Here is a 23,844-nt window from a genome sequence, read left to right as displayed (position 1 = left end):
CTCTCCAGCTTAGGCGGTTGGGGGCGCGGCACTCACCAGCCGAAACCCTGCGGCGCGCCTTTCCTTGACGAGTGCAAACAGCTCCTCGACGCGGCGTCGCTCCTCCTCCGTTTGCGGGATAAAATAGGCTGCCACGACGTAAAGCGCGAGGTTCACGAGCAGTCCGACCGCGCCCGACGTCAGTCCGTACGCCCACGGGAGGTAACCCGGATGGGCAAGCTCGAGTGTCACCGCCACCGCAAAGCCAGCGACCATACCAGCTATGGCCCCGTGCTTGTTTCCGCGTTGCCAGAAGATGCCGAGGAATTGCGGTACGGCGAGCTGGATGATGCCCTGATAGGCAAGCACGGCCAGCTGAAACAGGGCCGGCAACTCAAGGCATGCCAGCCAGGACGACAGGATCGTCAGCCCCAGCATGCCGAGCTTGGCGATGACGATCAGCTGGCGCTGGTCGAGGTCCCAATAATTTCCAACGAGGTCGTTGGCAATCTGCGCCCCCGTCGCCTGAATGTTGCCGTCGGTGTGCCCCATAGAGGCGGCAAGCACGATGACACCAGCGAGGCCAAGGAGCCAAAGGCCGCCAGCAGCCTGGCTGACGATAAACCACACGTCATTGGGCTGCGCGGCGACACCGGCGACCTGCGAGCCCAACATGCCGAACACCAGCAGCGACACGCCGAAGATCAATGACAGCGGCACGGCGAGGGCGGCTGATTTCTTCAAGCTGTTGACGCCATCGGCAGTGAACAGCCGGACGAAGATGTACGGCCAGCACCAGCCGCCGATAGCGCCAGTCAGAATGAGGCTGAACACGTAGAGCGGGCCTTCCTTAGAGCCGACGCTTGGGATGTTGAACATGCGCTGATCGAGCGAGCCAAAGCTGATGCCTTGGGCCACGACCATCCAGACGATCAGCCCGATCAGGACCGCACTGCCGATGATGTAGGCGAGGACGCCCTGCGCCATATCGGAGATCACCACCCCGCGCATACCCATGCGCACAGTCCAGAACTGGCGCAGCGCGATGATCGCGACGCCGACGATCACCGCCTCCGAGAACGAGAGTGCGCCAAGCGACATGTGCTGGAACAACGTACCGAGCGCCTGCATGCCGAGTACCAGCCATGGAATGCCCGAAACAATTCCAATGACGGCTGCGATGGTCTTGATGTGGCGCGAGTTGAAGCGAAGAGCAAGCAGGTCCGGCTGGGTTCGCAGGTCGAACGCCTTGCCCCAGACCCACACGGGCCGAGCCATCAAATACATGAGCACAACGGTGAGCAAGCTGTAGGACAGCACGTAAAAGGAGATAACTCCGGCGCTTGCGGCCATGCCGCCGAAAGCAGTAAACATGGCGCCGGGGTACCAAGTGTTGAGGAACGACATCGCTTGGTAGTTGGCTCCGAACGAGCGCCCGCCGACGGCATATTCGGTGAAGCTGCGGTCGCGGATGCCGCTGAGCTGGAGGATGGCGACGATAACTGCGAAGAATGCAGCAATGCATCCGAAAGTGATGAGCATCAGCTGATCTCTCCACTGCGGGCTTCTGCGACGTAGGCGGCCACGATGCTCGCCGCGATACAGGCTGATACGGCCACAAAGTAGAGGACCGAAGCGGGAACTCCGTAAATCGGAGTGCTACTGCCATCGAAAGCCCAGTAAAGCGGGGGCGCCAGCGCCACGATCGCGTCGACGACGAACCATGCCGTCACCCAACGTAGCTGTGCGCGATCGATATTTCCGGCAGCTGCCATTGAACACCTCCCTGCGCTTGTTGCTTTTGTTATTGACGTTTCGCGGCTGCCACCGCTCGATCGAGCTTGGCGAAGCAAGTCGGCCAGCCGTCACCGTAGGCTTCGGCTGCCTCCGGCGTCGCGATGCGGGTCTGCGTGAGGGTCATCGCGGTCTCGCCGCCGTTTGTTGCGCTAAGGTCGACCTCGAGCAGTGTCTCCATCTCACACAACAGTTCGACCGAGCCTGAATAGCTCCACGTCATGACGATGCGGCGCCCAGGCGCAAGCTCGCGATAGCTTCCATCGATTGTGTGTAGGGTGCCGTCAGGCGCGATAGATCGGATGCGGAAGCGTCCGCCGACGCAGACGTCGGTGGTGACTTCGATGACCTCATTGTCGCCGGGAGCCAGCCATTGGCGCATCACGTCGGGCTGCGTCCATGCATCGAAGACCTCGTCGGGCGGCCCAGGGATGTGGCGCTTGAATGTCAGAGCAGCAGTTGGAATCATTTCTTCTTCTTTTTCTTTTCGCGAAACAGCTGCTGGAGCGCATCAAGACGCTCTCCCCAAAACTGCTCGTAGAATTTAAGCCATGTCTGCGCGGCGGCCAGAGGCTCCGCATTGAGACTGCACGTATGGGTGCGCCACTCTACGGACCGGCGCACCAGACCCGATTCCTCCAGCACCTTGATGTGTTTCGACACTGCCGCCAGCGACATCGGTAGCGGCTTAGCCAGTTCGCTGACGGTGCGCTCGCCGGTCGCGAGACGGGCGAGTATCGCCCGCCGAGACGGGTCCGCGAGAGCGTGAAATACGCGATCGAGCACAGCTTCGCTTCGTTCAACCATATCGTTAAGCTATACGAATGGCCCGCGACGTCAAGGCTCAGATTCGGCACGACAGAGAACGCCCGGAGATGTCCGCGACGGGGCAAACTCGTTCACTAGTAACCAATCCAAGGAAGAATCGGGCCGATAGCGACCGCTAAATCGGTCCGCAAGGCCGTCGCGGACGCATGGTCATTCGTCTCTCTAGAAAGGAGACACACCATGGAACAGGAACATGCTCCCAAGACAGGGACCCGACTACCGTGGAACAAAGGGAAACTCGTCGGGGCGAAGCCGCCGCTGAGGCCGAGCCATGTCTGGTCGATTAGGACCAAGCTGCAAATCGAAGGCAAGAAGAGGGATCTTGCGCTTTTCAACCTGGCGATCGACAGCAAACTTCGCGGCTACGACGTTGTTGCCGTCCGCGTCGATGACGTTGCTCCGAGTGGTTACTCAGTGGATCGGGCAACCATTCGCCAGAAGAAGACGGGGCGGCCGGTACGTTTCGAGCTGACCGATCAGACACGACAGGCCATCGACGAGTACCTGCATTTGACGGGGCGCAAGACGGGCCAGTTCCTCTTCGCGGGTCGTGGCGATAGAGGCGGGCTGACAACGCGGCAGTACGCGCGGCTGGTGTTGGGGTGGATTGCCAGCATCGGTCTCGACCCGGCAAAGTTCGGCACGCACTCGCTGCGGCGGACGAAGGCAGTGCTCATCTACCGGCGAACCGGAAATCTTCGGGCAGTGCAACTCCTGCTCGGGCATTCCAAGATCGAAAGCACAGTCAGGTATCTGGGCATCGAGGTCGACGACGCGATCGAGATAGCTGAAAAGATCGACATTTAAGCGACTGCCGGACTTCCTCCGATACCGGACGTGGTCGGCGGCACCGGTTGCGTCGCCGATCGCTGTCCCGCCATGGCAGCTATTGGGACCGAGCGGAGGTGGCACAAGACCAATCCGCAACGGTCGCGATCATCCGAAAAGCCGCCATTACCTCGGCGACATTACAGGCCAAAAACCAGAGGAGTGGCCCCAGATAGGAAGTGCCGAACCACCGTTTCAAACCAGATGTATAGGTTATTGAACCTGAAGCTTCCGTTGTCGTCCGTCACAACGGCGAAGTCCGAAGATCGAGACTTCGCCCCCGCGACGGCATTTTTGTTGCAGAGTTTGATAGCGCCAAGCCCAAACGGAATGAGTGCTATCGATAGCCGCCCTTGCCTGCTGGCTTCACAACAAAGAGCGTGATGATGGTATACACTAGGCCGCCGATGAGCGCGGTAGGTAGCGAGGCGGTCAAATACTCGTATGGTGTCCTGCTCGCGTATGTAACAGGATTGAGCAAGTAGACATAGGTTGCGAAGCCTGCGGCCATTCCGAGGATGGCTGCTGGATTGAACCCGGCCCAGTAGGCGTATGCTGATCCCTCGCCCTGCTGGTAGATGGCCCGAATGTCGATCCGTTGCCCCCGCAGGAGAAAATAATCGACGATCTGGATTGCGCAAAGCGGCGCAAAGAAGACCCCGATAAAGGCAAGAAACGTTCCGAAATTGTCGAAGAACAGGTCAGGAATAAAAAGTCCGATGCCCAACACGGGTAGGAGCCCGAATAGGATAATGACGCTCCAGGGGAGCTTAGACAGGCCAGGCACCTGGCGCAGGCCGATGCCGGTCGCGTAGACCCCCGCCATGGTCGTACCGAGGTTCGCTGCAATGACGAACAAGAGGGCAACCGCGCCGTATATCGTACCGCCGAGCTGAACCATCCAAGCCGACGGATCTGAAACTTTAAGAGCGAGAATCGCCGCGAGGCCGACCAGCGACAACAGCGGCACGGGCAATCCCATGCCCAGCATCGCCGGCAGCGTAGCCGTATGGGCGTTCGGAGACTCGCGGACCATGGCGCCGATGTAAGGCCACCAGCTCAAGAGGCTCACGATCCCAATTTCCAGACCCGTCACGTAGTCCCACCGCAAATTGCCGGAGGCATAAGCAGGTTTGGCTGCGGCAATGGCTCCAGACTGTTGAGTCAACAGAAGCCACGTCATCCAGAAGCCGATCCCGACGATGAAAAAGAAGAGAACTTTGGCAACACGCTCGAGACCAGTGGCTCCTCCAAGCAGCACGACAAATACGGAGATACAGGCGAGCGCCGTAGAAACCCTTACTACTGTTCCGACGTTCTCGGCCGTCGTCACACCAAGTGTCGATAGGAGCTGAGCGACCGATTTCCCAAAGAAGATGAGGAGCAGAGAATTCCAACCTATAATCGACGCGTACTGAAGAAACACCGTTAGGAGCCAGCCACGGTTCCCGAACTGCGGCGTAGCACCTGCAATGGAATCGACACCATAGCGCGTTGCCACGGGGACGACGGCAAGCGTCACGAGTAGCATGCCGATCATGGAGCCCGCAGTCATAGCCGCAAAGCCCATCTTAAGATTAAGATAGTAGCCGACATATTCGCCGATGATGTAGCACCACGTCGCTGCCGCCGCGACGAGTAGGACGACGAACAGCTGCCACTGAGTCCAATGTCGGTCACGCGTCGTGAGTGGCCATCCCGATTGTTCGACGCTTGTCGTTTCACTGCTCATGACGGCCACCCCCAATATAGAAGGAGCATTGGGCCGATCACGCCCAACGAAACAAGCCAGAACCAATCAACGGGCGTAAATCCCGCTTCCTTATTCTCTTCGTTCTCGAGCTCGGCAATTCGCCGCTCAAGCTCCGGATCCAGTCTATTCGCGGTCATTGCATTCTCCTCCCTTGCCGATGCTGGTCATGTTTTGGCGTCCTTCGAAGCTCTCCGCGTCGGCGTACGGAAACCACCAGAAGTCCTGGTTCGACGCTTTCGGATCGATCATGACGAACTTAGTGTTCTGGAACTGAGCGAGGCCTTCGGGTCCAAGCTGGCGACCGCTGCCGGACAGCTTTCGGCCGCCGAATGGCAGCGCGTCATTATCGAGGAGCGGCGCATTTACCCAGAGAATGCCGGACTCGATCTCGCGCACCGCGCGGAAGGCTTCGTCGATGTCGAGGGAGTAGAGATTGGAGCCAAGGCCAAAGCGCGAACGATTAGCAAGCGTGATCGCCTCGTCGAAGTCCTTGACCTTGCAAATTGGCGCAACGGGGCCGAACGGCTCCTCGTTGATGATCTCCATATCGGGCGTAACATCGGTCAACACGGTCGGCTCAACGAACCAGCCGCGGTTGAGCTCGGCCGGACGGCCACCTCCGGTCGCGACCTTCGCGCCCTGCTGACGTGCGCGTGCGATCAACCCTTCGTAGCGGTCGCGCTGTTTACTCGTTGCGAGTGGACCGAGGTCGACCGCGTCGAGGCCATTACCTATGCGAAGTCTTTTTGCCTCGGCAACGAGGCCTTCAACGAATTGGTCGTGAATCTTTTCATGCACATAGAACCGCTCGGCCGATGTGCACACCTGACCGCAATTCAGATAGGCCGCGAACGCGGCACCGCGCACGGCCATATCCATCGGAGCAGATGGCATGACGATGAAAGGATCGTTGCCGGAAGCTTCGATCAGACAGGGCTTGAAGGTTTCGGCACAGGTGCGTGCCACGGCCTGTCCGACAGAGACGGAACCCGTATAGGCGACGCCGTGCGTCCCCGGACTTGCGATCAGACGCTGGCCAACGCGCGCGCCTCCAGTCACGACTTGCATCAATCCGGGTGGAAGAGTGGCAAACGCCTCCATAAACCTGAGAGTCGTGAGGCTCGTCTGCTCGTGAGGCTTGATGATAACGGCGTTGCCAGCGGCAAGAGCTGCGGCCGCCTCCCAACACAACAGGACGAGCGGATAGTTGAAAGGCAGCACGATCACAATGGTGCCGAGCGGCTCCTTTATGCTGAAGTGAAATTGCCGAGGCACTGTCGCGCCGGCAATACGCCCCGACTCGTGGCGTGCGAGTTCGGCGTAGTAGTCGATGGCCGTTGCACACCACGACACCTCGTCTACCGATTCTTTGTAAGGCTTTCCTTCTTCGCGCGTGAGGCACTCCGCGTAGGGAGCCTTGTCTTGTCTCAAGCGCGACGCGATGTCGTGCAGGATGACGGCACGGCTACGCGCGTCCATGCCCATCCACACGCGCCGCGCGGAGTTGGCACGCTCGATCGCGTAATCCACCTCGTCATTGGTAGCGTCAGCAATACCTCCTGCGCGCTCCTCGGTTGCGGGATCGATCACGTCTAGGTGCTCTGTCGCCCGACTGGCCACGAAGCGACCGTCGACGTAGATCTTTCCCGAGAGTCGTTCGAAATCCTGCGGAGCCACCATGACCTTCCTCCTTACGAGTGTGCTCGTGAAGGTCGTCGATGGCGTGCGCCATAACTCCCTCCATAGTTTCCACCGTCAGGCTTTGACGCGTTCTGATTTGGGGTCGTACCAGGGTCCGAGTTGGACCTGTGCTGGGTACCGCTCCCACGCGATCTCCACCTCGAAATTCTGCTTGGCCAAGAGTTCCGGAGTAACGCCACCTTCATGGTCGATGTAGCCGAGGCCGAGCGCCGCGCCGACGCGATGGCCATACGCGCCCGACGTTACGGAGCCTACAATCCGGTTCCCGCACCAAATGGGTTCGTCGTGATGCAAGAGTTTGTCGCCAGCGTCCCGAACGGCGATTTGAACGAGCCGTCGTGCCTGTGGGCCGTTCTGGCGCTGACGCAGCAGCGCCTCGCGGCCGATGAACCCGCCCTTTTTGTCAAAGGCAACGGCGAATCCAAGCCCGGCCTCGAGCGGAGTGTCTTCCTCACCGACGTCGTGGCCCCAATGCCGATAGCCCTTTTCCATGCGCATGGAGTTGATTGCGAAGAACCCTCCATGGCGTAGGCCGAGATCTGCGCCGGCGGTCAATATTGTATCCAGCACATGCGATGCAAATTCCGTAGGGATCGCGAGTTCCCAGCCGAGTTCCCCGACGAACGTCACGCGGCTCGCTCTTGCACGCGCGTACCCCACCTCAACGTCGCGGCTCGATCCGAACGGGAATGCGGCCGTGGAAAAATCATCCGGCGACACTCGCGATAGAAGCTCCCGCGACTTCGGACCCATGACAGCCAAGGTCGACAAGCCCGATGTAATATCGCGTGCGAAGACATGAGCTTCGCTCGGCAGATGGCGCTGGAGCCAAGCAAAGTCGCGCGTTTGGGAGGCTGCGATACTGACAATCAGGAATGACGTCTCGGACAACCGAGTTACGGTGACATCCGCCTCGATGCCGCCGCGCTCGTTGAGCCATTGCGTGTAGACCAGCCGACCAACGGGAACATCGATGTTGTTCGCGCAGATTCGGTTGAGCGCGCGGCACGCGTCCCGCCCGTCGACGATGAACTTTGTAAAGCAGCTCTGGTCGAACAACGTGACGTGGTCTCGCGTATTTCGACACTCTTCGCCGCAGGCGTCGAACCAGTTTTGCGGGCCGTAGGAGTAGACCAATTCCGGCTTCACTCCCGCCCCCGCAAAGAAGCCTGGCCGCTCGTAGCCGGCGACCTCTGTCATGCACGCTCCGAGTGCCAGAAGCTTGTCGTGTAACGGACTGCGCCGAACATCTCGCGCCGTGACATACTGGCGATTTGGCCAGTGCATATCGAAGAGAAGCCCGAGGGTTTCTTTCGTGCGATTGAAGAGGTAGCGCCTGTTCGACTGAAAATGAGCCATGCGACGGACGTCCACGTCCGACAGTTCCATCGGCGGATGTCCGTCTCGGATCCAGAGCGAGAGCGCTTTGCCTACTCCTCCCGACGATAGAATTCCAACGGAGTTAAACCCGCAGGCGCAGAAGAGGTTTTCGACCTCTGGCGTCTCACCGAGTAGATAGCGGTCGTCGGGCGTAAAGCTCTCGGGCCCGTTGAAGAAGAGTTGGATGCCGGTGCGCGCCAAAATCGGCACGCGACTGATGGCCTGTTCGAGTATCGGCTCGAAGTGATCATAGTCCTCGGGCAGGGTGTCGAAGCAGAAGTCTTCTGGAATTCCCGCCTCGCCCCATGGCTTTGCGTGTTTTTCGAAGCAGCCGACGAGCAATTTGCCCGCATCTTCCTTGTAATAGGTCTGCTCGTCAGCGACGAAGAGGACAGGCAAATCTCTGGGCAGTCCAGGTATAGCCTCGGTCACGGCATAGAAGTGCTCCGCCGCATGAAGTGGAAGGGAAACTCCAATTTGCGCAGCGAGCTCGCGCGACCACATTCCCCCACAGATTACGACTTTTTCGGCGCGGATCTCGCCCTTGTCGGTCAAGGCACCCACAGCGCGACCATGCTCAACGAGAATGCGACGAACCGTTGTATTCTCTGAAATACGCGCCCCTCTGGTTCGCGCACCCTTCGCGAGGGCCATCGTTACGTCCGTGGGGTTCACCTGACCATCGTTGGGCGACCAAAGACCGCCGAGGATTTCGTCCGTCTCAAGCGGGTTCCAGCGCTCTTTGATCTCCCCAGGCGTGACCACATCGATCACGAGGCCAAAATTGCGCGCCATGGAGGCACCACGTTTGAGCTCCTCAAATCGACCCTGGGTCTTGGCGAGCCGCAGCGCTCCGTTCTGCTTGAATCCCGTCGATTGTCCGGTTTCGCCTTCGAGTTCGCGGAAAAGTTCTCCGGTATACTTCGCGAGTTCCGTCATGTTGCGCGTCGCGCGCAATTGTGTAACGAGGCCGGCCGCGTGCCACGTTGTCCCGCAGGTCAGCTGCCGACGCTCGCAGAGAAGCACATCACTGATGCCAAGCTTCGTCAGATGGTAGGCGACCGAGCACCCGGCAATCCCACCGCCGATGATCAGAACCTCTACCTTTTTCGGCACATCCAGCGTCATCGTGAAGCCCTAGTAGCTGGGCGGTGTAATCGCCCAAATCACGACTGTCTTTGTTCGTCCGGGATTGCGATAGCGATGGGGAAGATGGCTTTCGAAGGCAAAGCTGTCTCCCTCCTCAAGCACGAAATGTTTGTCACCAACCCACACCTCGAGACGGCCTGATATGACGATACCGGTCTCCTCGCCGCGATGGGAGTAAGCCGCTTCACCACTTGTCGCGCCAGGCGCGAATGTGCAGCGCAGCAGCTCGAGCTGGCGATCAAGATTAGGAGAGAGAAGTTCGTCGGTTATACCCGAATTAAACTTGAGCCGACGCCTTTGGCCTGCGCGGACGACGATATCTCGTTCGATGGCCGATTGCTCGTCGCTCGGCTTGAAGAACCAGCTGATGGTAACGCCGAGTGCTCGGCTGATAGCGTAAAGAGCGTCAACGGCAGGGCTCGATAGACCACGCTCTACCTGACTCAAATAGCCGATCGACAGTCCTGTTGCGGCTCCTAGGTCCTGCAGTGTGATGTCGCGCGCGTTGCGCAGAGAGCGTATCTCGCTCCCAACGAACACCGCGTCTTGATCCAATTTTCCCGATTCGACAGGTACTTCGTCGAGATTTGTGGGCCGCAACATTCGTGGAAGAGACATGATAGGCGCACCTCTCTGGAGCCAGAGTAGGACGTTTAGTGAAAATCACAACAAGAATTTTCATGAAATGCGATTGCATATATTTCATGAGACGAAATAAACGCTACAGCCCGAGCGCAGCGGATAAGCAGCGGCGGCCGCTAGCTTCTTGGCGCCAGAAAGGCGCAGTGCGACGCGCCTGATGTGCTTCCGGGCGGAGCCGGCTAGGGGTCTGGGTAGTGAAAAAAACGACTCCGATGATAACGTGGCCGTAAAACTGCCAAATGGCGATTCCCGACGCCTTAGCGCCGGCCCCTGCTCCGAATTGACGAAGCAGGTCATTGAAATCTTTGCGCCGCGCTTCCCAAAAATGCCGACCGTCATCTTCATGACCTGATGAGGTCTTTGCAGATCTCCAAGCATTGGGAACTTGAGTAAAATTAATCAGGGACCGGCAGAACGGCATCACTTAGGTAATGGTCTTCGCCGGATGCTTAACAAGATTAGAAGGGCCGATGTTTTTCACATAGCCAGGGTCAGAAGCGGTCATTGACGTGGCTGGAAAGGCTTCCGCTCTGTGCTCGAAAACGGACTTCCGCGTTGCGTGTATGCAGACCTCGTCAAACGCCAAGCCGATGTCGGCTAATGGGACCGAGCGGTCATCGTGGATCGGGAAGCCCACAGCGATGGCAGTTCCACTTCTGGCCCGAAGCCGTCATGGCAGGCGCAGATCATTCCGGCTCGTTTCGAAGGAAGTACGGAAACTTCGCGATCGATAATTCGAGAGTCAGCAGAAAGTGCAAAACCGTCAAAAAAAAAAAAATCCCCGGAATTTCTTGCGTTTAGTGGGTGATGAAGGAATCGAACCTTCGACCCACTGATTAAGAGTTATTATTCACGCTAATAACTTCAATAAGTTGCATAAATTTCTATAGCCATGCTTTATAGTCGTTGGCTCCAGCCTCAGCTTGCTCTCTTCCAATGCTCAAACGCTCTCCTCACCGTTTGAAAGGCTCGATCATCAAGCTTCGTAGGAGAATAGCGCTCTACCAAACTCACGCCAGCCCGTACTATTTCGCTCGTATCCTGGATCCAAGGACGGGAGCCTACAAGGTCCGTTCGACTAAGGAAACTAGCCGTGTCGAAGCCTGCCGATTAATCGAAGAACTGGCTCAGAAAATCAGTCGAAAGGATGCCGCCTGCTCTCCGGGAGTTCAGCTTCAAGACCTACGCTCAAGGGCTGGTTCAAAAGGACCAGGCGAATAGAAACTCAAATCAGATGACTTCTGATTTTTTTTGACGTGCCCGCCGCCATCGACACGGAAAAGCGCGATAGTCATTGGGCCTCAGAATTAGTGACAGCGGTTGTCTGCATGCCCGTCTGCCACTGGGAACCAGTAAGAACGCTTCTCCAAATGGCGACAAATAGGGAATTAGTTGTTCACAATGCTGGCGTCTATAAGCCATTCTCGCGCGAAGCAGGTGGCGGTTATCGTAACGGCGGTCGTGTTGGTCTGTTCGCTGCAGCAGGCTTTCGTGCTGTTCCGCGCTTTCAATTTCGGCCGGCTCACGGGATTATTGTTGTGGGATGACTGCGCGATCGTTCAAAAGGCGCTGGTTTCACTCACTGCGGTTTCAGAAAAGGAAACGCTGTATGGCCTCGTCCGGAGTGCGCGGATTTTGGCTCCGCATAGCCCGCTGGCAGATGCGCAAGCATTCTTCGGGCTATTGCTTTCGAATGGGAATGTCCGGGCGCCATATTTCTTGAGCATTTGGGCTCCGATCGTTGCGCTATCAGCTATTCTTCTGGCTCTGCGAAAGTTCGAACCTCTTCTTCTCCTGGCGCTGACCATAATCTTTCTCCAACAACCTCTTGTAGTTCATTCCCTCATCGTTCTGAAAAGCGATTTACGAGGCGGCGTCTTGATGGCGGCGGCAATCTTTGTCCTGTGCCAATCAACCATTTATCAGAACAACCGGCTTTGGCTCTTGGGTGCCTCGCTCTTAGGGCTAGCGATTATATCCAAACTCACGACGTTCTATTTTCCGGTGCTCGCAATTTGCGTCCTGCTCTGCTTTGAGCTCTCGCGTTTCTTTATGGATTCCCAGATTTCAAGTTTCGGGTCGATGTCGGCTAGCTCACGGGTGGCGGCGATTGCTGATTATTTGTCTCGTAATCAGAGGCGTCTGTGTATCGGATCAGTCATCGCGACGCTACCGTTCGTTGTTTTCTTTGCCTGGGCCTCGATCGGCTATGACAGCATTATCGGGTATATCCGCTATGGCCTCAGCAGTACCTGGTATGACGGATTGTCGGCGCCGGAACGCCTTCGAGTTTATCTTCCCGGAGGTGAGCTGGCATGGGGCACGTTGCAGTATTTGCTCGTGCTGCTTTTGACGGCTCTAATTGTGCATGTTTGGGTGACTGGGAAATCGGATTCTCTCAAAGTATGGTTCGCCAGTTTTTTCGCTGCTCTGATGTTTTTGCTGCCTCTTGTGCTGGCGAGAACTTCGGGCGGTTCTTACGGATCGACATTTCTGGGCGTCGTCATGGGCGGCGTTTTGTTTCTAGCGTCATACGTCGGGTCGTTAAACCGAACGTGTCGGGTTCTTGTTTTCGGCGTAGCGAGTGTGATGGCGTTTGGCACATACTACCCGCTCGAAGGCAAATTGGACGACGCGCGGAAACAATCGAGGGCGACCTACGTCCAGCTCGTGAATGATATCATCGCCCGTGAAACGTCGGCACATCCTTCGGTGCTGGTGACGTTCGAGGACGAGATCGCGGGATATCCGAATATCGCTCTATTGCATTTCGAGAAGAACCGCATGCTTCCAGATGTCAGCCGGATGGACAATCTCATTCCAGCAGCAGACGCACTAGGCCAAATCCGTCGCGCCAATTTTGTGTTGACGCTCGATCCGGCAGGCGCGAACGATGTTGCGGGCTATATGCTTGGCAAGCAATTTCCTGCTTCGCAGAACCTCAAAGCGGTTGATCACTTGGTGGCCTCTCAGTCGGGCAAAATTCTTTTAAAGACATACCCTTGGAAAAATTCGACGCTCAAGCTTTATGGCGAGGCCGTGCAAAACTCGCAGTGACGGGATGACGATCAGTAACAAGCCAGGCTAACTCGCCAGTAGAAAAACTCGCATTCAGCTGGATCAACAGACTCCAGCTTTCCGGTTCGCGGCGTTCGCCCGAGGATAAGTTACGCCCCGTAACTTGACGCTCTCCACCTTGCTAAACCGCAAGAGGCATTCGGAAACTTCCGAGGGCCGATGGAAAGCCCCTACTCAGCTCATCTGCAATCCCGTTTCCGGGCTCATTTCGTTTTACTTGACCCGCGATGAAAAAGAGCTTTCCGACACGGCAGGAGCGGATCGTGTCGAGTAAACCTGCCAACGTGGAGCTCTAATTCCGGATGGAGACGCGCAAAGACTTCCAACTTAGATTTCATATGTCTTTGTTTTGCCTCACCGACTAATTTCGCCCCAAAATGTTCGACGAAAACATCGCCAGCCACTCGGCGTCGCCATCCAACCTTCCGCGCTCGGTAACAGAAATCGCTTTCCTCTCCGATCGCAAAATAGCGCTGCGGACAAGCTTGAAAAACGGCCACTGTCCCAAGTCGGCAGTTTTCGTCTGCTGTTTCAATAATCAATAGTCGCGATCGGTGATCGAAGTATCAAATATCCTGTAGAGCCGCCCGACGACCTTATCGAAGATAGGTCAGCACATTCTAAATGAGAGTTTGGGCGACTAGTGGGCTCTACGCTGCCGGCAATTACAATTATCGGCAGTTCAAAATGACCATGAAACGACATCGAATGACTCACACGGTCTAGGCATTGCCGGAGATGAGCAAAGCATTTGATCGGGTATCTTCTGAATTCCGTCTCTAACGCTCCCTGAAAGACCGATAAATCTGATCGGACATCGGCTTCATAATAAAGCTCAACGCTGTACGCTCGCTTCCCGTCAGCATGACTTCCGCTTCCATACCAGGCCCGATTGCTGCACCCTTGAGGCGCGCAATCTCACCAGCATCGAAGCCGATCCGGACTCGGAAGGCCGGCCGTTTGTATTCGCCGACGAGTTCCTGGTCCGGTGAAATCCACATCACCTTGCCAGTAAGCTCGGGAGTCGTCGTGCGGTCAAACGATGTGAAACGGATACGCGCCGATGACTCGCTATGAACACGGTCAATGTCCTTGGGGGGCACGAGCGCATCGACGATCAACTTATCATTGTCGGGAACGATATAAGCTAGCGTATCGCCCGCGGAAATGACGCCACCGACCGTATGAACTGTAAGCTCATGAATGCGTCCGGAGGCAGGCGCACGGACGTCGAGACGCTGCAGCTTGGTCTCAATCGCAACACGCTTCTCCGAGAGTTGACTGAGTTCACCCTCGACAGCCTGCAAATCTACAAGCGCCTCTTTTCGATAGTCCTGCTCAAGTTCGATTAATTTGAGCTCAAGCTCAGAAATTCGTCCCTTCGCCCTTGCCTTTTCCGCGTGTGCCTGACCGACTTCGCCCACCAGCCCTGCCTCTTCGCGCTGGATTGGCCCCCATCGGGTCAATGGCACCAAACCGTTTTTTGCAAGCTCGGAGAGCTTGCCGATTTCCTCGCGGGCAATGTCAAGCTGCTTGTTGCGTGCATCTTCCGCAAACGTCAAGCCAACGACTTGTTGCTGCAGCTGATTGATCTGCTCTCTGAGTTGCAGCCTCTGCTGCTTCAAAACTTCGAGCTTGGTTGCGAACAGTTGCCTCTGCCCATCGACGATAGCTTTCAAATCCGCATCTTCTTCGTTTCCCCCGCCAGCTTCCTGCGGTGGGATCCAATCAGGCAGCTTCTCAAGACGGTCGCGTTCGGACTGCAGGCGCCATCGCTTCGCCGCAAGTTCGAAAATGCGTCGGCGCACCGTACCCATATCGGCCGAGAGCTGCTTGCCATCGAGCCGGAACAAGACGTTTCCCGCATCGACGTGCGAGCCGTCGTCGACGTAAATCTCAGAGACGATGCCGCCGTCGCGATGCTGCACTTTCTTTTTCTGAGAATTGACGGCAACGGTCCCAGGCGCGATCACCGCGTCCTGAATTTTTGCGAAGGATGCCCAACTTCCCGTCGCGCCGACGATCACCATTGTCCCGGCGATTCCGAGCGCCGCATGGCGATTGAGGCTTCTGACGGCACCTTCCAGATTATGCGCCAACGACATGAAGACCCCGCTCCGCCTGCTTTCGTGCATTTGCCGCGAGTTGGGCAAGGACATCTTCCTTGCTTCCAAAGACGCCAGGCTGGCCACTCTCAAGCAAAAGCATCTTATTGACCTCAGATAGAATGGCGGATCTGTGCGCGGCGACGATGACGATGGAGCCGGCGACACGCAGATTGTGCAGAACGACAGCAAGAGCGTCCTCCCCGTGCCGGTCGAGGTGCGCGTTTGGTTCGTCGAGCACGATCAGGAAAGGCATTCCGTAGACGGCTCTTGCCAATCCGAGACGCTGCTTCTGTCCCGCTGATAAAGCAAAGCCGTTCGCCCCAACGAGGGTGTCGTATCCATCTTGAAGCGATAAGATAAGATCGTGAACGCCCACCATTTCCGCCGCAGCTATGACCGCCTCCGAAGATACGTCTTTCTGAAATCGGGAGATATTCTGTCGGATGGTCCCATCCAGCAGCTGAACATCTTGCGCCAGATAGCCGATATGCTTCGCGCGCGCCGCCTCGCTCCATTGATCGAGCGTCGCGCCGTCAATGCGAATCTCACCGGAAACCGGCTGAGACGATCCGACCAACGCGCGCAAGAGTGACGATTTTCCGGCGCCGCTCGCCCCGATGACACCAAGACAATCGCCAGCCTCTACGCGAAATGAGACGTTGGGTAAGAGCAGCTTTCTGCTGCCTTGGGTACCGACAGCAATATTCGATACGGCAAGGGAGCGGCTCGGCGGGCGGAGTTCCGTTCGATCACCTAAATCCGGACCGCGTAACGTCAGTACGCTGAGCCTCTTCCAGCAGCGACGTGCGGTAAGAATGGTGCGCCAATGAGCCACCGCCTGATCGACGGGAGCCAATGCTCGCGCGAAAATAATTGACGAGGCAATCAGGGCGCCGCTTGAAAGCTCCATCTGCATGGTCAAATAGGCGCCGAGCCCAAGAATCGTAGACTGCATGATGAGACGCAGATTACGCGACACCACAGCGTAGGATGCATTACGGTCGCTGCCGCCCTGAGTGCTTTCGATCGTGCGTGCATGGGCCAAGTTCCAATGGCGCCGAAGATTCGGAGCCATTCCCATACCATCCACGGTATCCATGTTTGAGCGAACGTCTGAGACGAACTGTTCTTCACTCCGTGATTGGAGTTCCGCAGATTGCGCCGGCTTGCGGCTTGTCCATTCGTTAAGTCCCGCGATGACCAGGAAGATCACCGCGCTTCCCGCTGCCACCCAGCCGATGAGAGGATGCAAAAGAAAAATCAGAGCCATGTAAAACGGCAGCCACGGAATATCCAAGAGACCTACGGCAGCCGGGCCACTGAGAAACTGCCGCACGACGGCGAGATCTCTGAGCGCATAGCCCGCGCCATCGCCCGGCTGGCTGCGCATCGTGCTTCGATCAAAGGCTGCGTCCGCAAACTTCATATCGATAACGGAGCCGAGACGCGCCATAAGACGCGTCCTGATGAGATCTAGAAAGCCATAGGCGATGAACAGCATAAGCGCCAAGGCGCTGAAGGCGACAAGCGTCGGAAGACTATGTGCCGGAAGCACGCGATCATAAATTTGCAGCATGTAGAACGGTCCCGTGAGAACGAGGACGTTCATCACTATGCTTATGAGAACCGCCCCAGCGATCCCCAGACGACACGTGGACCAAGCCGCTTTCATTAGGCTTGTTCCTGTCCCTAAATTCGATGAATTCGCTGTTTTAAGATTCATTGGAAAGAACGCTCCCGCGTGACAGACGGCAAGGAGCAAGCGGCGTGCCGCGAAAAAGCACCAATCTGGAACAAAATGCGGAAAAAAGTCGGCTCTGTCGGCAGCCGGAAAGAGCGATCACAATTATTAATCAGACGTCGTCCCAATTTGAACCGACGGATTTTTATCGCAAGCATCTCATCCGGCGAGCCGCTTACAGCCTGCTCCCTTATTGCTGACGGGCGGTGGCAAGACCATGACGCTCCCAGATCGCGGCCAGCTCCTTATTTGAGGGCGAACAGTAATTGAAGACGACATAGTCTTCTGGATTCTCGTACCCTGTGAGCTGCGCCATAACCAACAGCGAATCTCGCTGCTCACCAGCCTGTGCGTCCATCCACTGCCGAACATTCTCGCGAACCTTCTGTCGGTCGGATTGCGAAAGTCCTGCGTACCACTGGGAAAGCTCTTCACGATGGTTATGAACTCGCGCGGAATAGAGTCCTGCAGAAATGGCAACGCCCAGCGCAAGACCGAATAGCGCCACCTTGAAACTTGGCAATTGGCTACGACCAACGAAAACCCATCGTGCGCCGATCGTTGCCAGATACACCAATATGCCAAGGATAAGCGTGGAGCGGAGGTCATGGCCAATCGCGAACACGGCACCACCTAGGACCACGTTCGACAAGGCCGTAAAGAAACACGCTGCATGTGCGGCCAACTGGCTTCCCGCGCCGATCGCGCATTCCGCGAGCGAGGTTCTCCAACCAACAATTGGTACAATGCTATGGCATTCCGAGTACGACACGGCAGCGGGCTCCTATCCGCGATGCCTCTGGGCAGGTTCTGCCCAAGCTGACTTTAGTGGTTGACCGGATTGCTGCTACTCGCCTTTCCTTGGCGGCAACGCCCCGTGCATCCCGTCTTAACGCAAGATGCACAAAGCACCCCGTTCGGTGGACATGATCCAGAATGGTCGCAGTGATCTGGTTCGGATGTGGCGACGACAGATACGGCCGACGCGTTCACTTCCAGCAAAATCCGCTTTCCTGCACTATCGAGAGAACGCACCTTGACTGTTCGCCCCGCGAGGATGCTGTCCAAAACACTTTTGACAAGCGCGTGACCCGTTCGCATATCGCCGATCATATCGGTGATCCAAAGGATATCACCCGATTTCCACTCGTCCGGACGCAAACGAATGGGCGCTTCAAGGTTGGAAGACAGGCGTTGGTCGATTTCGGGAGAGACAGAAGCCCAAAAGAGCACAGCAAGAGGCTCCCGCAGGCCGCTCTGATCCGGCTTCGTTTCAGCCATGGCTAGCTGCCCCGTGCTCAAAGCGGGCAGCACCATCCATTCAAGGTCCGACAAGCTGAAATGCCGATGATTAGGCGACTGAAGCATCAGCCTGACGATCTGAGCCAATGCCATCGATGAGTTCATGATCGCGCGCCGACTTTGCGCGGGCTCATCAGATGTCAACCGAGCGACATTCGCATCCTGAGAGCAAATATTCGTGCTCGCATCATTCATCAGCATTCTGCGATACTCCGAGACGCGCCGCTGGCCGAAAGGCCATGATGCCGATGCGCGAACGCCGCCGGCCAGCACACCAAAACGCTTCGTCCGAAAATATCCTCACACTGATTTTCATCAATTACCGATTCAATTTGAAGTTAATTTGCGCCGAGGCCCATGGCGTTTGAAAACAGAGTGCGTCGCATCGCAGAAGATCGACTTAACTTAAAATGCAATCATTTTCTGTCACCCATCTTCAAGTTAGTCCAAACCGCCGCTAGTAGTTATCGCCGCTCAGGTTTTTCACTGCCCCAAAATGAAACGAAATTCATGGGGGCGCACAGTCATATCTTCGGCAGCGAGGAACGGGCGCCGAGATTTTCTGTGACTTGAAAGCAGGAGCGGGACAGCGATGAGTTCTGGCAGTTGGAGTGACGTTGCACCCTGGCCTATCGTGGCCATTCATTCCGTCATGACGCCGGACGGAAAGATCCTCACATTCGGCACGGATCAAAAAGGCGTACAAGGCAGTCACATGCTGTACGATCTTTGGGATCCAGCAACCGGCGTCCATACGACACTCAGCTACACACAGAATACGAACATCTTCTGTTCATGCTGCGTGATCGATCCCATCACCGATCACATCATCATAACGGGCGGTGATGCAAGCACCCTCGGAAATGTGAATGGCGGCGTCCCATACGTCCATACGTTCGATTATCAGACGGACCAGCTCACTCAAGACAAAGCCGACTCGCTCCACTATTCCCGCTGGTACGCCACGACCATAACACTTGCTGATGGCAGGATCCTCGCGCTTGGCGGCTATGATGCCAAGCACCTTGGCGTCGGCACGCCAGAAATTTACACGAGTGGATCCGGTTGGCAGACGCTTCCGAGCCTCGCGAGCGCGGATATTGCCAACCACTGGTTTTATCCGCGTGCATGGGTATCGAGTAGCGGGGCTATATTTGGGTTTTCAACCAGTGCCGACGGTTCCTACGCCGGAGCTCTTTTTAAAATTACCACCGACGGCATCAGTACGCTCACTCAAGCCGGACATACGCCATTCGCCTCAGAAAGGTACGATCCAGCGACGATGTTTGCAGAGGATAAGATCCTCACGATTGATAAAAACGGCAACGCATGGATCATGGATATCAGTGGCGAGACGCCGACTTTTACTCAGACCGCTGCGCTCGGCTCCAATCGAGCTTGGTCGAACCTCACAAATCTCGCCGACGGCACGATATTATTGACTGGGGGCAGCAACGGCCTCGGCCCGGGCGGCTACGGCAATATCGCGACCCAGACAAACCGCGCCATGATTTGGAATCCTGACACGGGTCAGTGGACCAACGATTCGAGTGCCGCAATCGGCCGCTTCTACCATTCAACCGCGATATTATTGACAGACGGTACTGTACTCTCTGCAGGAGGCGGCGCTCCGGGACCACTGACTAACTTGAATTCCGAAATCTATACGCCCGGCTATTTGCTGAACTCTGATGGAAGTTTGCGCACAGACAGACCTGTGATAACGAATGCTCCCCAAACGCTTCAGCAAGGCCAGACATTCACACTCACTCTCGACAACGCCGACGTTATTCAGAAACTTGAACTAGTAAAGTTCGGCTCTACGACACATGCCTTCGATGCAGAGCAGAGGTCATTCGACCTTACGTTCACGCATATAGACGCTCACACGCTGCAGGTAACCCTTCCCTCTAACGTCAATGCCCTGACGAACGGCCACTGGATGCTGTTTGCCAATAACAACAACGGCACCCCTTCGATCGCGGCGACAATCAAAATCAGTCAGTTCGGGGTGGATACGAGCGCACCCAGCATCACGGGCACGAACCTGATGCTGAATGGAACCGCGTCTCACGTCTTCGGAAGCGATGTCTACACCTTGAATGTCGATAGTGGCGGCCAGACCGGATCCGTTATGAGCGACAAACGCATCGACCTTACGCACGACTTTGGTTTGTCGTTTAGCATTTACTTGGGCGCCAAGGGTGCCGGCGGCGACGGAATGGCTTTTGTCCTGCACAATGATGCGTTTGGCAACGATGCCATAGGATTGGGGGGCGACGCCCTTGGCGCAAACGGCTTGCGCAATGGCATCGCCATCCAATTCGATACGTTTCAGAATATAAGCCGCGGTGATATTGCCACCCCTCACACGGGTTTTGTCGACACGGATTTGAACGCCGCAACTTATCGGCTCAGTAGCCAGACTGAACTAGATGCCTTGACCGACGGGCAGTGGCATTCAGTGAACGTGATATGGAATGCCAGCGACCGATCTCTGAGCTATACGTTCGACGGCAATAAGATCGGAAAACTTGAGCTCACGGCGGCACAGTTTGCAAGCTACTTTGGTCGCTCCAACTACGCTTACTTCGGCGTCACGGGCGCCTCAGGCAGCGTGAGTGCTCTCCATCAGGTTCAATTCAATTCCATATCTGCGACTTTCGAGACTGACCCGCCGCCAGGAACGGCACATCCTCATGATGGCAGCATCTTTGACGTAACGACGATTGACCAGCACGTGACGGTCAACGGCTCCGCGATCGCTCAGCCGGATGCGCAGCACACGCTCACGCTCACCCCCGACGCGCAATTCAAGGCTGGGAGTGCCCTCTTTAACGACAAAGTCGACTTGACCCACGACTTCAACATTGCTTTCAGCATTTACTTCGCGCCAGGTCAGCCCGCCGACGGCATGGCCTTCGTACTCCATAATGATCCTAACGGCGCCGATGCCGTCGGCAAATTCGGCGGCGGTCTCGGTGCTCTCGGCCTGCAAAACGGCTTGGCCATCGAATTCGACACCTATCGCAACGGTGCCCCATTCAATGACCCTGCCTACAATCACACCAACATCGTCGACACCGACGCTGGCCCCGGAGCCAACCTCACCAAGCCCACCAATATCGGCAACATTGTCAATGGCGGATGGCACCAAGTCGGCGTCACGTGGGACGCCGATGCCCATCTCCTGCGCTATTGGGTCGATGGCAAGCTCGGAGGCACGCTCACAGGCGATATCGCCACCAAGTATCTCGGAGGTCAGAGCACAGCCTATATGGGCTTTACTGGTGCTACAGGCGGCGCGGACGACCTCCAGCAAGTGCGCGTTTCCGCCGTCGATGCCTACTTCGAAAATGTCAGCCACAATTACGCGAATATCCTCGATCCGATCGCGCTCTCCAACAGCGCCTCCCTGAACGGTTCAGCCACCTACAACAGTGCAACCCACACCTTCGTGCTGACGCCCGACACGGCCTTCCAGGCTGGCTCGGCAATGCTCAACCAGCGCGTCGATCTTTCTTACGACTTCCAGATCTCCTTCGATCTCTACCTGGGCAAAAACGCAGCAGGTGCCGATGGCATGTCGTTCGTGCTGCAGAACGATCCCCGCGGTGAGAGCGCCTTGGGCGCAGCCGGAGGCGGCTATGGCGCCGCCGGCATTCAAAACGGCTTCGGCATCGCTTTCGATACCTACCAAAATGCTAACCTCGGCGACATCGCCGCTGACCATACGAATTTCTTCAACACCAGCGCCCCACTGGCGCTTGGCCGCATCAGCAATCAGTTATCCCTCGGAAATGGCATGGTGACGGACGGCCAATGGCACAACGTTCTTGTCAGCTGGGATGCCACCGATCACACGCTCACCTATTGGTTCGATGGTGTGCAAAAGGCTTCCCTGAACCAGGACATCGTCGCCACTTACGAAGGCGGCTCACAATATGCCTACCTGGGCTTTGCCGCAGGAACAGGCGGCGCGCACAATCTCCAGCAAGTCCGTATCGACTCATTGACCGCGACCTTGGAGCCGCCCTTACCTCCCGGCCGCCCTCATGATGGCAGCATCTTTGACGTAACGACGATTGACCAGCACGTGACGGTCAACGGCTCCGCGATCGCTCAGCCGGATGCGCAGCACACGCTCACGCTCACCCCCGACGCGCAATTCAAGGCTGGGAGTGCCCTCTTTAACGACAAAGTCGACTTGACCCACGACTTCAACATTGCTTTCAGCATTTACTTCGCGCCAGGTCAGCCCGCCGACGGCATGGCCTTCGTACTCCATAATGATCCTAACGGCGCCGATGCCGTCGGCAAATTCGGCGGCGGTCTCGGTGCTCTCGGCCTGCAAAACGGCTTGGCCATCGAATTCGACACCTATCGCAACGGTGCCCCATTCAATGACCCTGCCTACAATCACACCAACATCGTCGACACCGACGCTGGCCCCGGAGCCAACCTCACCAAGCCCACCAATATCGGCAACATTGTCAATGGCGGATGGCACCAAGTCGGCGTCACGTGGGACGCCGATGCCCATCTCCTGCGCTATTGGGTCGATGGCAAGCTCGGAGGCACGCTCACAGGCGATATCGCCACCAAGTATCTCGGAGGTCAGAGCACAGCCTATATGGGCTTTACTGGTGCTACAGGCGGCGCGGACGACCTCCAGCAAGTGCGCGTTTCCGCCGTCGATGCCTACTTCGAAAATGTCAGCCACAATTACGCGAATATCCTCGATCCGATCGCGCTCTCCAACAGCGCCTCCCTGAACGGTTCAGCCACCTACAACAGTGCAACCCACACCTTCGTGCTGACGCCCGACACGGCCTTCCAGGCTGGCTCGGCAATGCTCAACCAGCGCGTCGATCTTTCTTACGACTTCCAGATCTCCTTCGATCTCTACCTGGGCAAAAACGCAGCAGGTGCCGATGGCATGTCGTTCGTGCTGCAGAACGATCCCCGCGGTGAGAGCGCCTTGGGCGCAGCCGGAGGCGGCTATGGCGCCGCCGGCATTCAAAACGGCTTCGGCATCGCTTTCGATACCTACCAAAATGCTAACCTCGGCGACATCGCCGCTGACCATACGAATTTCTTCAACACCAGCGCCCCACTGGCGCTTGGCCGCATCAGCAATCAGTTATCCCTCGGAAATGGCATGGTGACGGACGGCCAATGGCACAACGTTCTTGTCAGCTGGGATGCCACCGATCACACGCTCACCTATTGGTTCGATGGTGTGCAAAAGGCTTCCCTGAACCAGGACATCGTCGCCACTTACGAAGGCGGCTCACAATATGCCTACCTGGGCTTTGCCGCAGGAACAGGCGGCGCGCACAATCTCCAGCAAGTCCGTATCGACTCATTGACCGCGACCTTGGAGGACCATTCACACATTATCGCGTAAACTCCTACCTCACCTCTCCAATGTGAAGTACATGCCGGCCGGGAACCAGTTTAAAGTAAACTGCGTTGCTTGACTCACATTCATTTTTCAGGGTTTGTTCTGACGAGAACAATCAACTCACTCCGCTGCTTCAATTTAAAAGCGACACGTT

17 protein-coding genes are annotated in these 23,844 nt (G+C 56.8%); 4 read left to right on the top strand and 13 right to left on the bottom strand.

What is annotated here, in order from left to right:
- Window positions 1–9 precede the first annotated feature (9 nt).
- From RLW41_RS19705 to RLW41_RS19690, 4 genes are read right to left on the bottom strand one after another with little or no spacing between them, the layout of a single operon-like run.
- Complete coding sequence (locus RLW41_RS19705; RefSeq protein ID WP_414462596.1) at window positions 10–1,521, bottom strand: sodium:solute symporter family protein; 1,512 nt, start codon at window positions 1,519–1,521, stop codon at window positions 10–12.
- Window positions 1,521–1,754 (bottom strand): hypothetical protein, encoded by a 234-nt coding sequence (locus RLW41_RS19700; RefSeq protein WP_414462595.1) that lies wholly within the window; start codon window positions 1,752–1,754, stop codon window positions 1,521–1,523. Before RLW41_RS19700 ends, RLW41_RS19705 begins: the two co-directional genes overlap by 1 nt.
- 29 nt (window positions 1,755–1,783) lie before the next feature.
- Window positions 1,784–2,242 (bottom strand): SRPBCC family protein, encoded by a 459-nt coding sequence (locus RLW41_RS19695; protein ID WP_414462594.1) that lies wholly within the window; start codon window positions 2,240–2,242, stop codon window positions 1,784–1,786.
- Window positions 2,239–2,580 carry an ArsR/SmtB family transcription factor gene (locus RLW41_RS19690; protein WP_414462593.1) on the bottom strand — a complete coding sequence of 114 codons (342 nt, stop codon included), beginning with the start codon at window positions 2,578–2,580 and terminating at the stop codon, window positions 2,239–2,241. Before RLW41_RS19690 ends, RLW41_RS19695 begins: the two co-directional genes overlap by 4 nt.
- Before the next feature lie 201 nt (window positions 2,581–2,781).
- On the opposite strand from RLW41_RS19690, the gene RLW41_RS19685 reads away from it, so the two are divergent.
- Window positions 2,782–3,408, top strand: coding sequence for a tyrosine-type recombinase/integrase (locus tag RLW41_RS19685; protein ID WP_414462592.1), 627 nt, complete (start codon window positions 2,782–2,784; stop codon window positions 3,406–3,408).
- A gap of 358 nt (window positions 3,409–3,766) precedes the next feature.
- Here the strand turns inward: RLW41_RS19685 and RLW41_RS19680 are convergent, their stop codons facing one another.
- The 5 genes from RLW41_RS19680 to RLW41_RS19660 form a co-directional block, all read right to left on the bottom strand.
- On the bottom strand, window positions 3,767–5,161 hold the full coding sequence (locus RLW41_RS19680) for a cytosine permease (protein WP_414462591.1): 1,395 nt from the start codon (window positions 5,159–5,161) through the stop codon (window positions 3,767–3,769).
- On the bottom strand, window positions 5,158–5,319 hold the full coding sequence (locus RLW41_RS19675) for a hypothetical protein (RefSeq protein WP_414462590.1): 162 nt from the start codon (window positions 5,317–5,319) through the stop codon (window positions 5,158–5,160). Before RLW41_RS19675 ends, RLW41_RS19680 begins: the two co-directional genes overlap by 4 nt.
- Entirely contained in the window at window positions 5,306–6,862 is a 1,557-nt protein-coding gene (locus tag RLW41_RS19670) for an aldehyde dehydrogenase family protein (protein WP_414462589.1), read from the bottom strand. Before RLW41_RS19670 ends, RLW41_RS19675 begins: the two co-directional genes overlap by 14 nt.
- 75 nt (window positions 6,863–6,937) lie before the next feature.
- Window positions 6,938–9,391, bottom strand: a complete 2,454-nt coding sequence (locus RLW41_RS19665; RefSeq protein WP_414462588.1) for a GcvT family protein — start codon at window positions 9,389–9,391, stop codon at window positions 6,938–6,940.
- 9 nt (window positions 9,392–9,400) lie between these two features.
- Window positions 9,401–10,030, bottom strand: coding sequence for a helix-turn-helix domain-containing protein (locus RLW41_RS19660; RefSeq protein WP_414462587.1), 630 nt, complete (start codon window positions 10,028–10,030; stop codon window positions 9,401–9,403).
- 181 nt (window positions 10,031–10,211) lie between these two features.
- Here RLW41_RS19660 and RLW41_RS19655 point away from each other — a divergent pair, with 181 nt between their 5' ends.
- The gene (locus RLW41_RS19655; protein ID WP_414462586.1) at window positions 10,212–10,406 is read left to right on the top strand and encodes a BsuBI/PstI family type II restriction endonuclease; all 195 of its coding nucleotides are present in this window, start codon (window positions 10,212–10,214) and stop codon (window positions 10,404–10,406) included.
- 1,139 nt (window positions 10,407–11,545) lie between these two features.
- Complete coding sequence (locus RLW41_RS19650) at window positions 11,546–13,111, top strand: hypothetical protein (protein ID WP_414462585.1); 1,566 nt, start codon at window positions 11,546–11,548, stop codon at window positions 13,109–13,111.
- Between the two features lie 800 nt (window positions 13,112–13,911).
- Here the strand turns inward: RLW41_RS19650 and RLW41_RS19645 are convergent.
- The 4 genes from RLW41_RS19645 to RLW41_RS19630 all read right to left on the bottom strand — a co-directional run bounded on the left by RLW41_RS19645 (window position 13,912) and on the right by RLW41_RS19630 (window position 18,484).
- Window positions 13,912–15,237 carry an HlyD family type I secretion periplasmic adaptor subunit gene (locus RLW41_RS19645; RefSeq protein WP_414462584.1) on the bottom strand — a complete coding sequence of 442 codons (1,326 nt, stop codon included), beginning with the start codon at window positions 15,235–15,237 and terminating at the stop codon, window positions 13,912–13,914.
- The gene (locus RLW41_RS19640) at window positions 15,221–16,912 is read right to left on the bottom strand and encodes a type I secretion system permease/ATPase (RefSeq protein ID WP_414462583.1); all 1,692 of its coding nucleotides are present in this window, start codon (window positions 16,910–16,912) and stop codon (window positions 15,221–15,223) included. The genes RLW41_RS19645 and RLW41_RS19640 overlap by 17 nt, the downstream gene beginning before the upstream one ends.
- Window positions 16,913–17,171: 259 nt before the next feature.
- Entirely contained in the window at window positions 17,172–17,753 is a 582-nt protein-coding gene (locus tag RLW41_RS19635; protein WP_414462582.1) for a hypothetical protein, read from the bottom strand.
- 53 nt (window positions 17,754–17,806) lie between these two features.
- On the bottom strand, window positions 17,807–18,484 hold the full coding sequence (locus RLW41_RS19630) for a toxin-activating lysine-acyltransferase (RefSeq protein ID WP_414462581.1): 678 nt from the start codon (window positions 18,482–18,484) through the stop codon (window positions 17,807–17,809).
- A 391-nt stretch (window positions 18,485–18,875) separates the two neighbouring features.
- Here RLW41_RS19630 and RLW41_RS19625 point away from each other — a divergent pair, with 391 nt between their 5' ends.
- On the top strand, window positions 18,876–23,693 hold the full coding sequence (locus RLW41_RS19625; RefSeq protein WP_414462580.1) for a lectin-like domain-containing protein: 4,818 nt from the start codon (window positions 18,876–18,878) through the stop codon (window positions 23,691–23,693).
- The last annotated feature ends 151 nt before the right edge of the window (window positions 23,694–23,844 follow it).

The sequence above is a fragment of the Hyphomicrobium sp. DY-1 genome (genome assembly GCF_047497105.1).
Classification (GTDB): Bacteria; Pseudomonadota; Alphaproteobacteria; order Rhizobiales; family Hyphomicrobiaceae; genus Hyphomicrobium_B.
The sequence above is the reverse complement of the archived record's forward strand: the minus strand, read 5'-3'. Positions and strand labels throughout refer to the sequence as shown.

Coding starts and splice junctions, on each gene's coding strand:
- RLW41_RS19625 (WP_414462580.1), top strand. CDS start 18,876: ATGAGTTCTGGCAGTTGGAGTGACGTTGCACCCTGGCCTATCGTGGCC.
- RLW41_RS19705 (WP_414462596.1), bottom strand. CDS start 1,521: ATGCTCATCACTTTCGGATGCATTGCTGCATTCTTCGCAGTTATCGTC.
- RLW41_RS19660 (WP_414462587.1), bottom strand. CDS start 10,030: ATGTCTCTTCCACGAATGTTGCGGCCCACAAATCTCGACGAAGTACCT.
- RLW41_RS19670 (WP_414462589.1), bottom strand. CDS start 6,862: ATGGTGGCTCCGCAGGATTTCGAACGACTCTCGGGAAAGATCTACGTC.
- RLW41_RS19690 (WP_414462593.1), bottom strand. CDS start 2,580: ATGGTTGAACGAAGCGAAGCTGTGCTCGATCGCGTATTTCACGCTCTC.
- RLW41_RS19680 (WP_414462591.1), bottom strand. CDS start 5,161: ATGAGCAGTGAAACGACAAGCGTCGAACAATCGGGATGGCCACTCACG.
- RLW41_RS19645 (WP_414462584.1), bottom strand. CDS start 15,237: ATGTCGTTGGCGCATAATCTGGAAGGTGCCGTCAGAAGCCTCAATCGC.
- RLW41_RS19695 (WP_414462594.1), bottom strand. CDS start 2,242: ATGATTCCAACTGCTGCTCTGACATTCAAGCGCCACATCCCTGGGCCG.
- RLW41_RS19655 (WP_414462586.1), top strand. CDS start 10,212: ATGTGCTTCCGGGCGGAGCCGGCTAGGGGTCTGGGTAGTGAAAAAAAC.
- RLW41_RS19665 (WP_414462588.1), bottom strand. CDS start 9,391: ATGACGCTGGATGTGCCGAAAAAGGTAGAGGTTCTGATCATCGGCGGT.
- RLW41_RS19675 (WP_414462590.1), bottom strand. CDS start 5,319: ATGACCGCGAATAGACTGGATCCGGAGCTTGAGCGGCGAATTGCCGAG.
- RLW41_RS19630 (WP_414462581.1), bottom strand. CDS start 18,484: ATGCTGATGAATGATGCGAGCACGAATATTTGCTCTCAGGATGCGAAT.
- RLW41_RS19685 (WP_414462592.1), top strand. CDS start 2,782: ATGGAACAGGAACATGCTCCCAAGACAGGGACCCGACTACCGTGGAAC.
- RLW41_RS19640 (WP_414462583.1), bottom strand. CDS start 16,912: ATGAAAGCGGCTTGGTCCACGTGTCGTCTGGGGATCGCTGGGGCGGTT.
- RLW41_RS19700 (WP_414462595.1), bottom strand. CDS start 1,754: ATGGCAGCTGCCGGAAATATCGATCGCGCACAGCTACGTTGGGTGACG.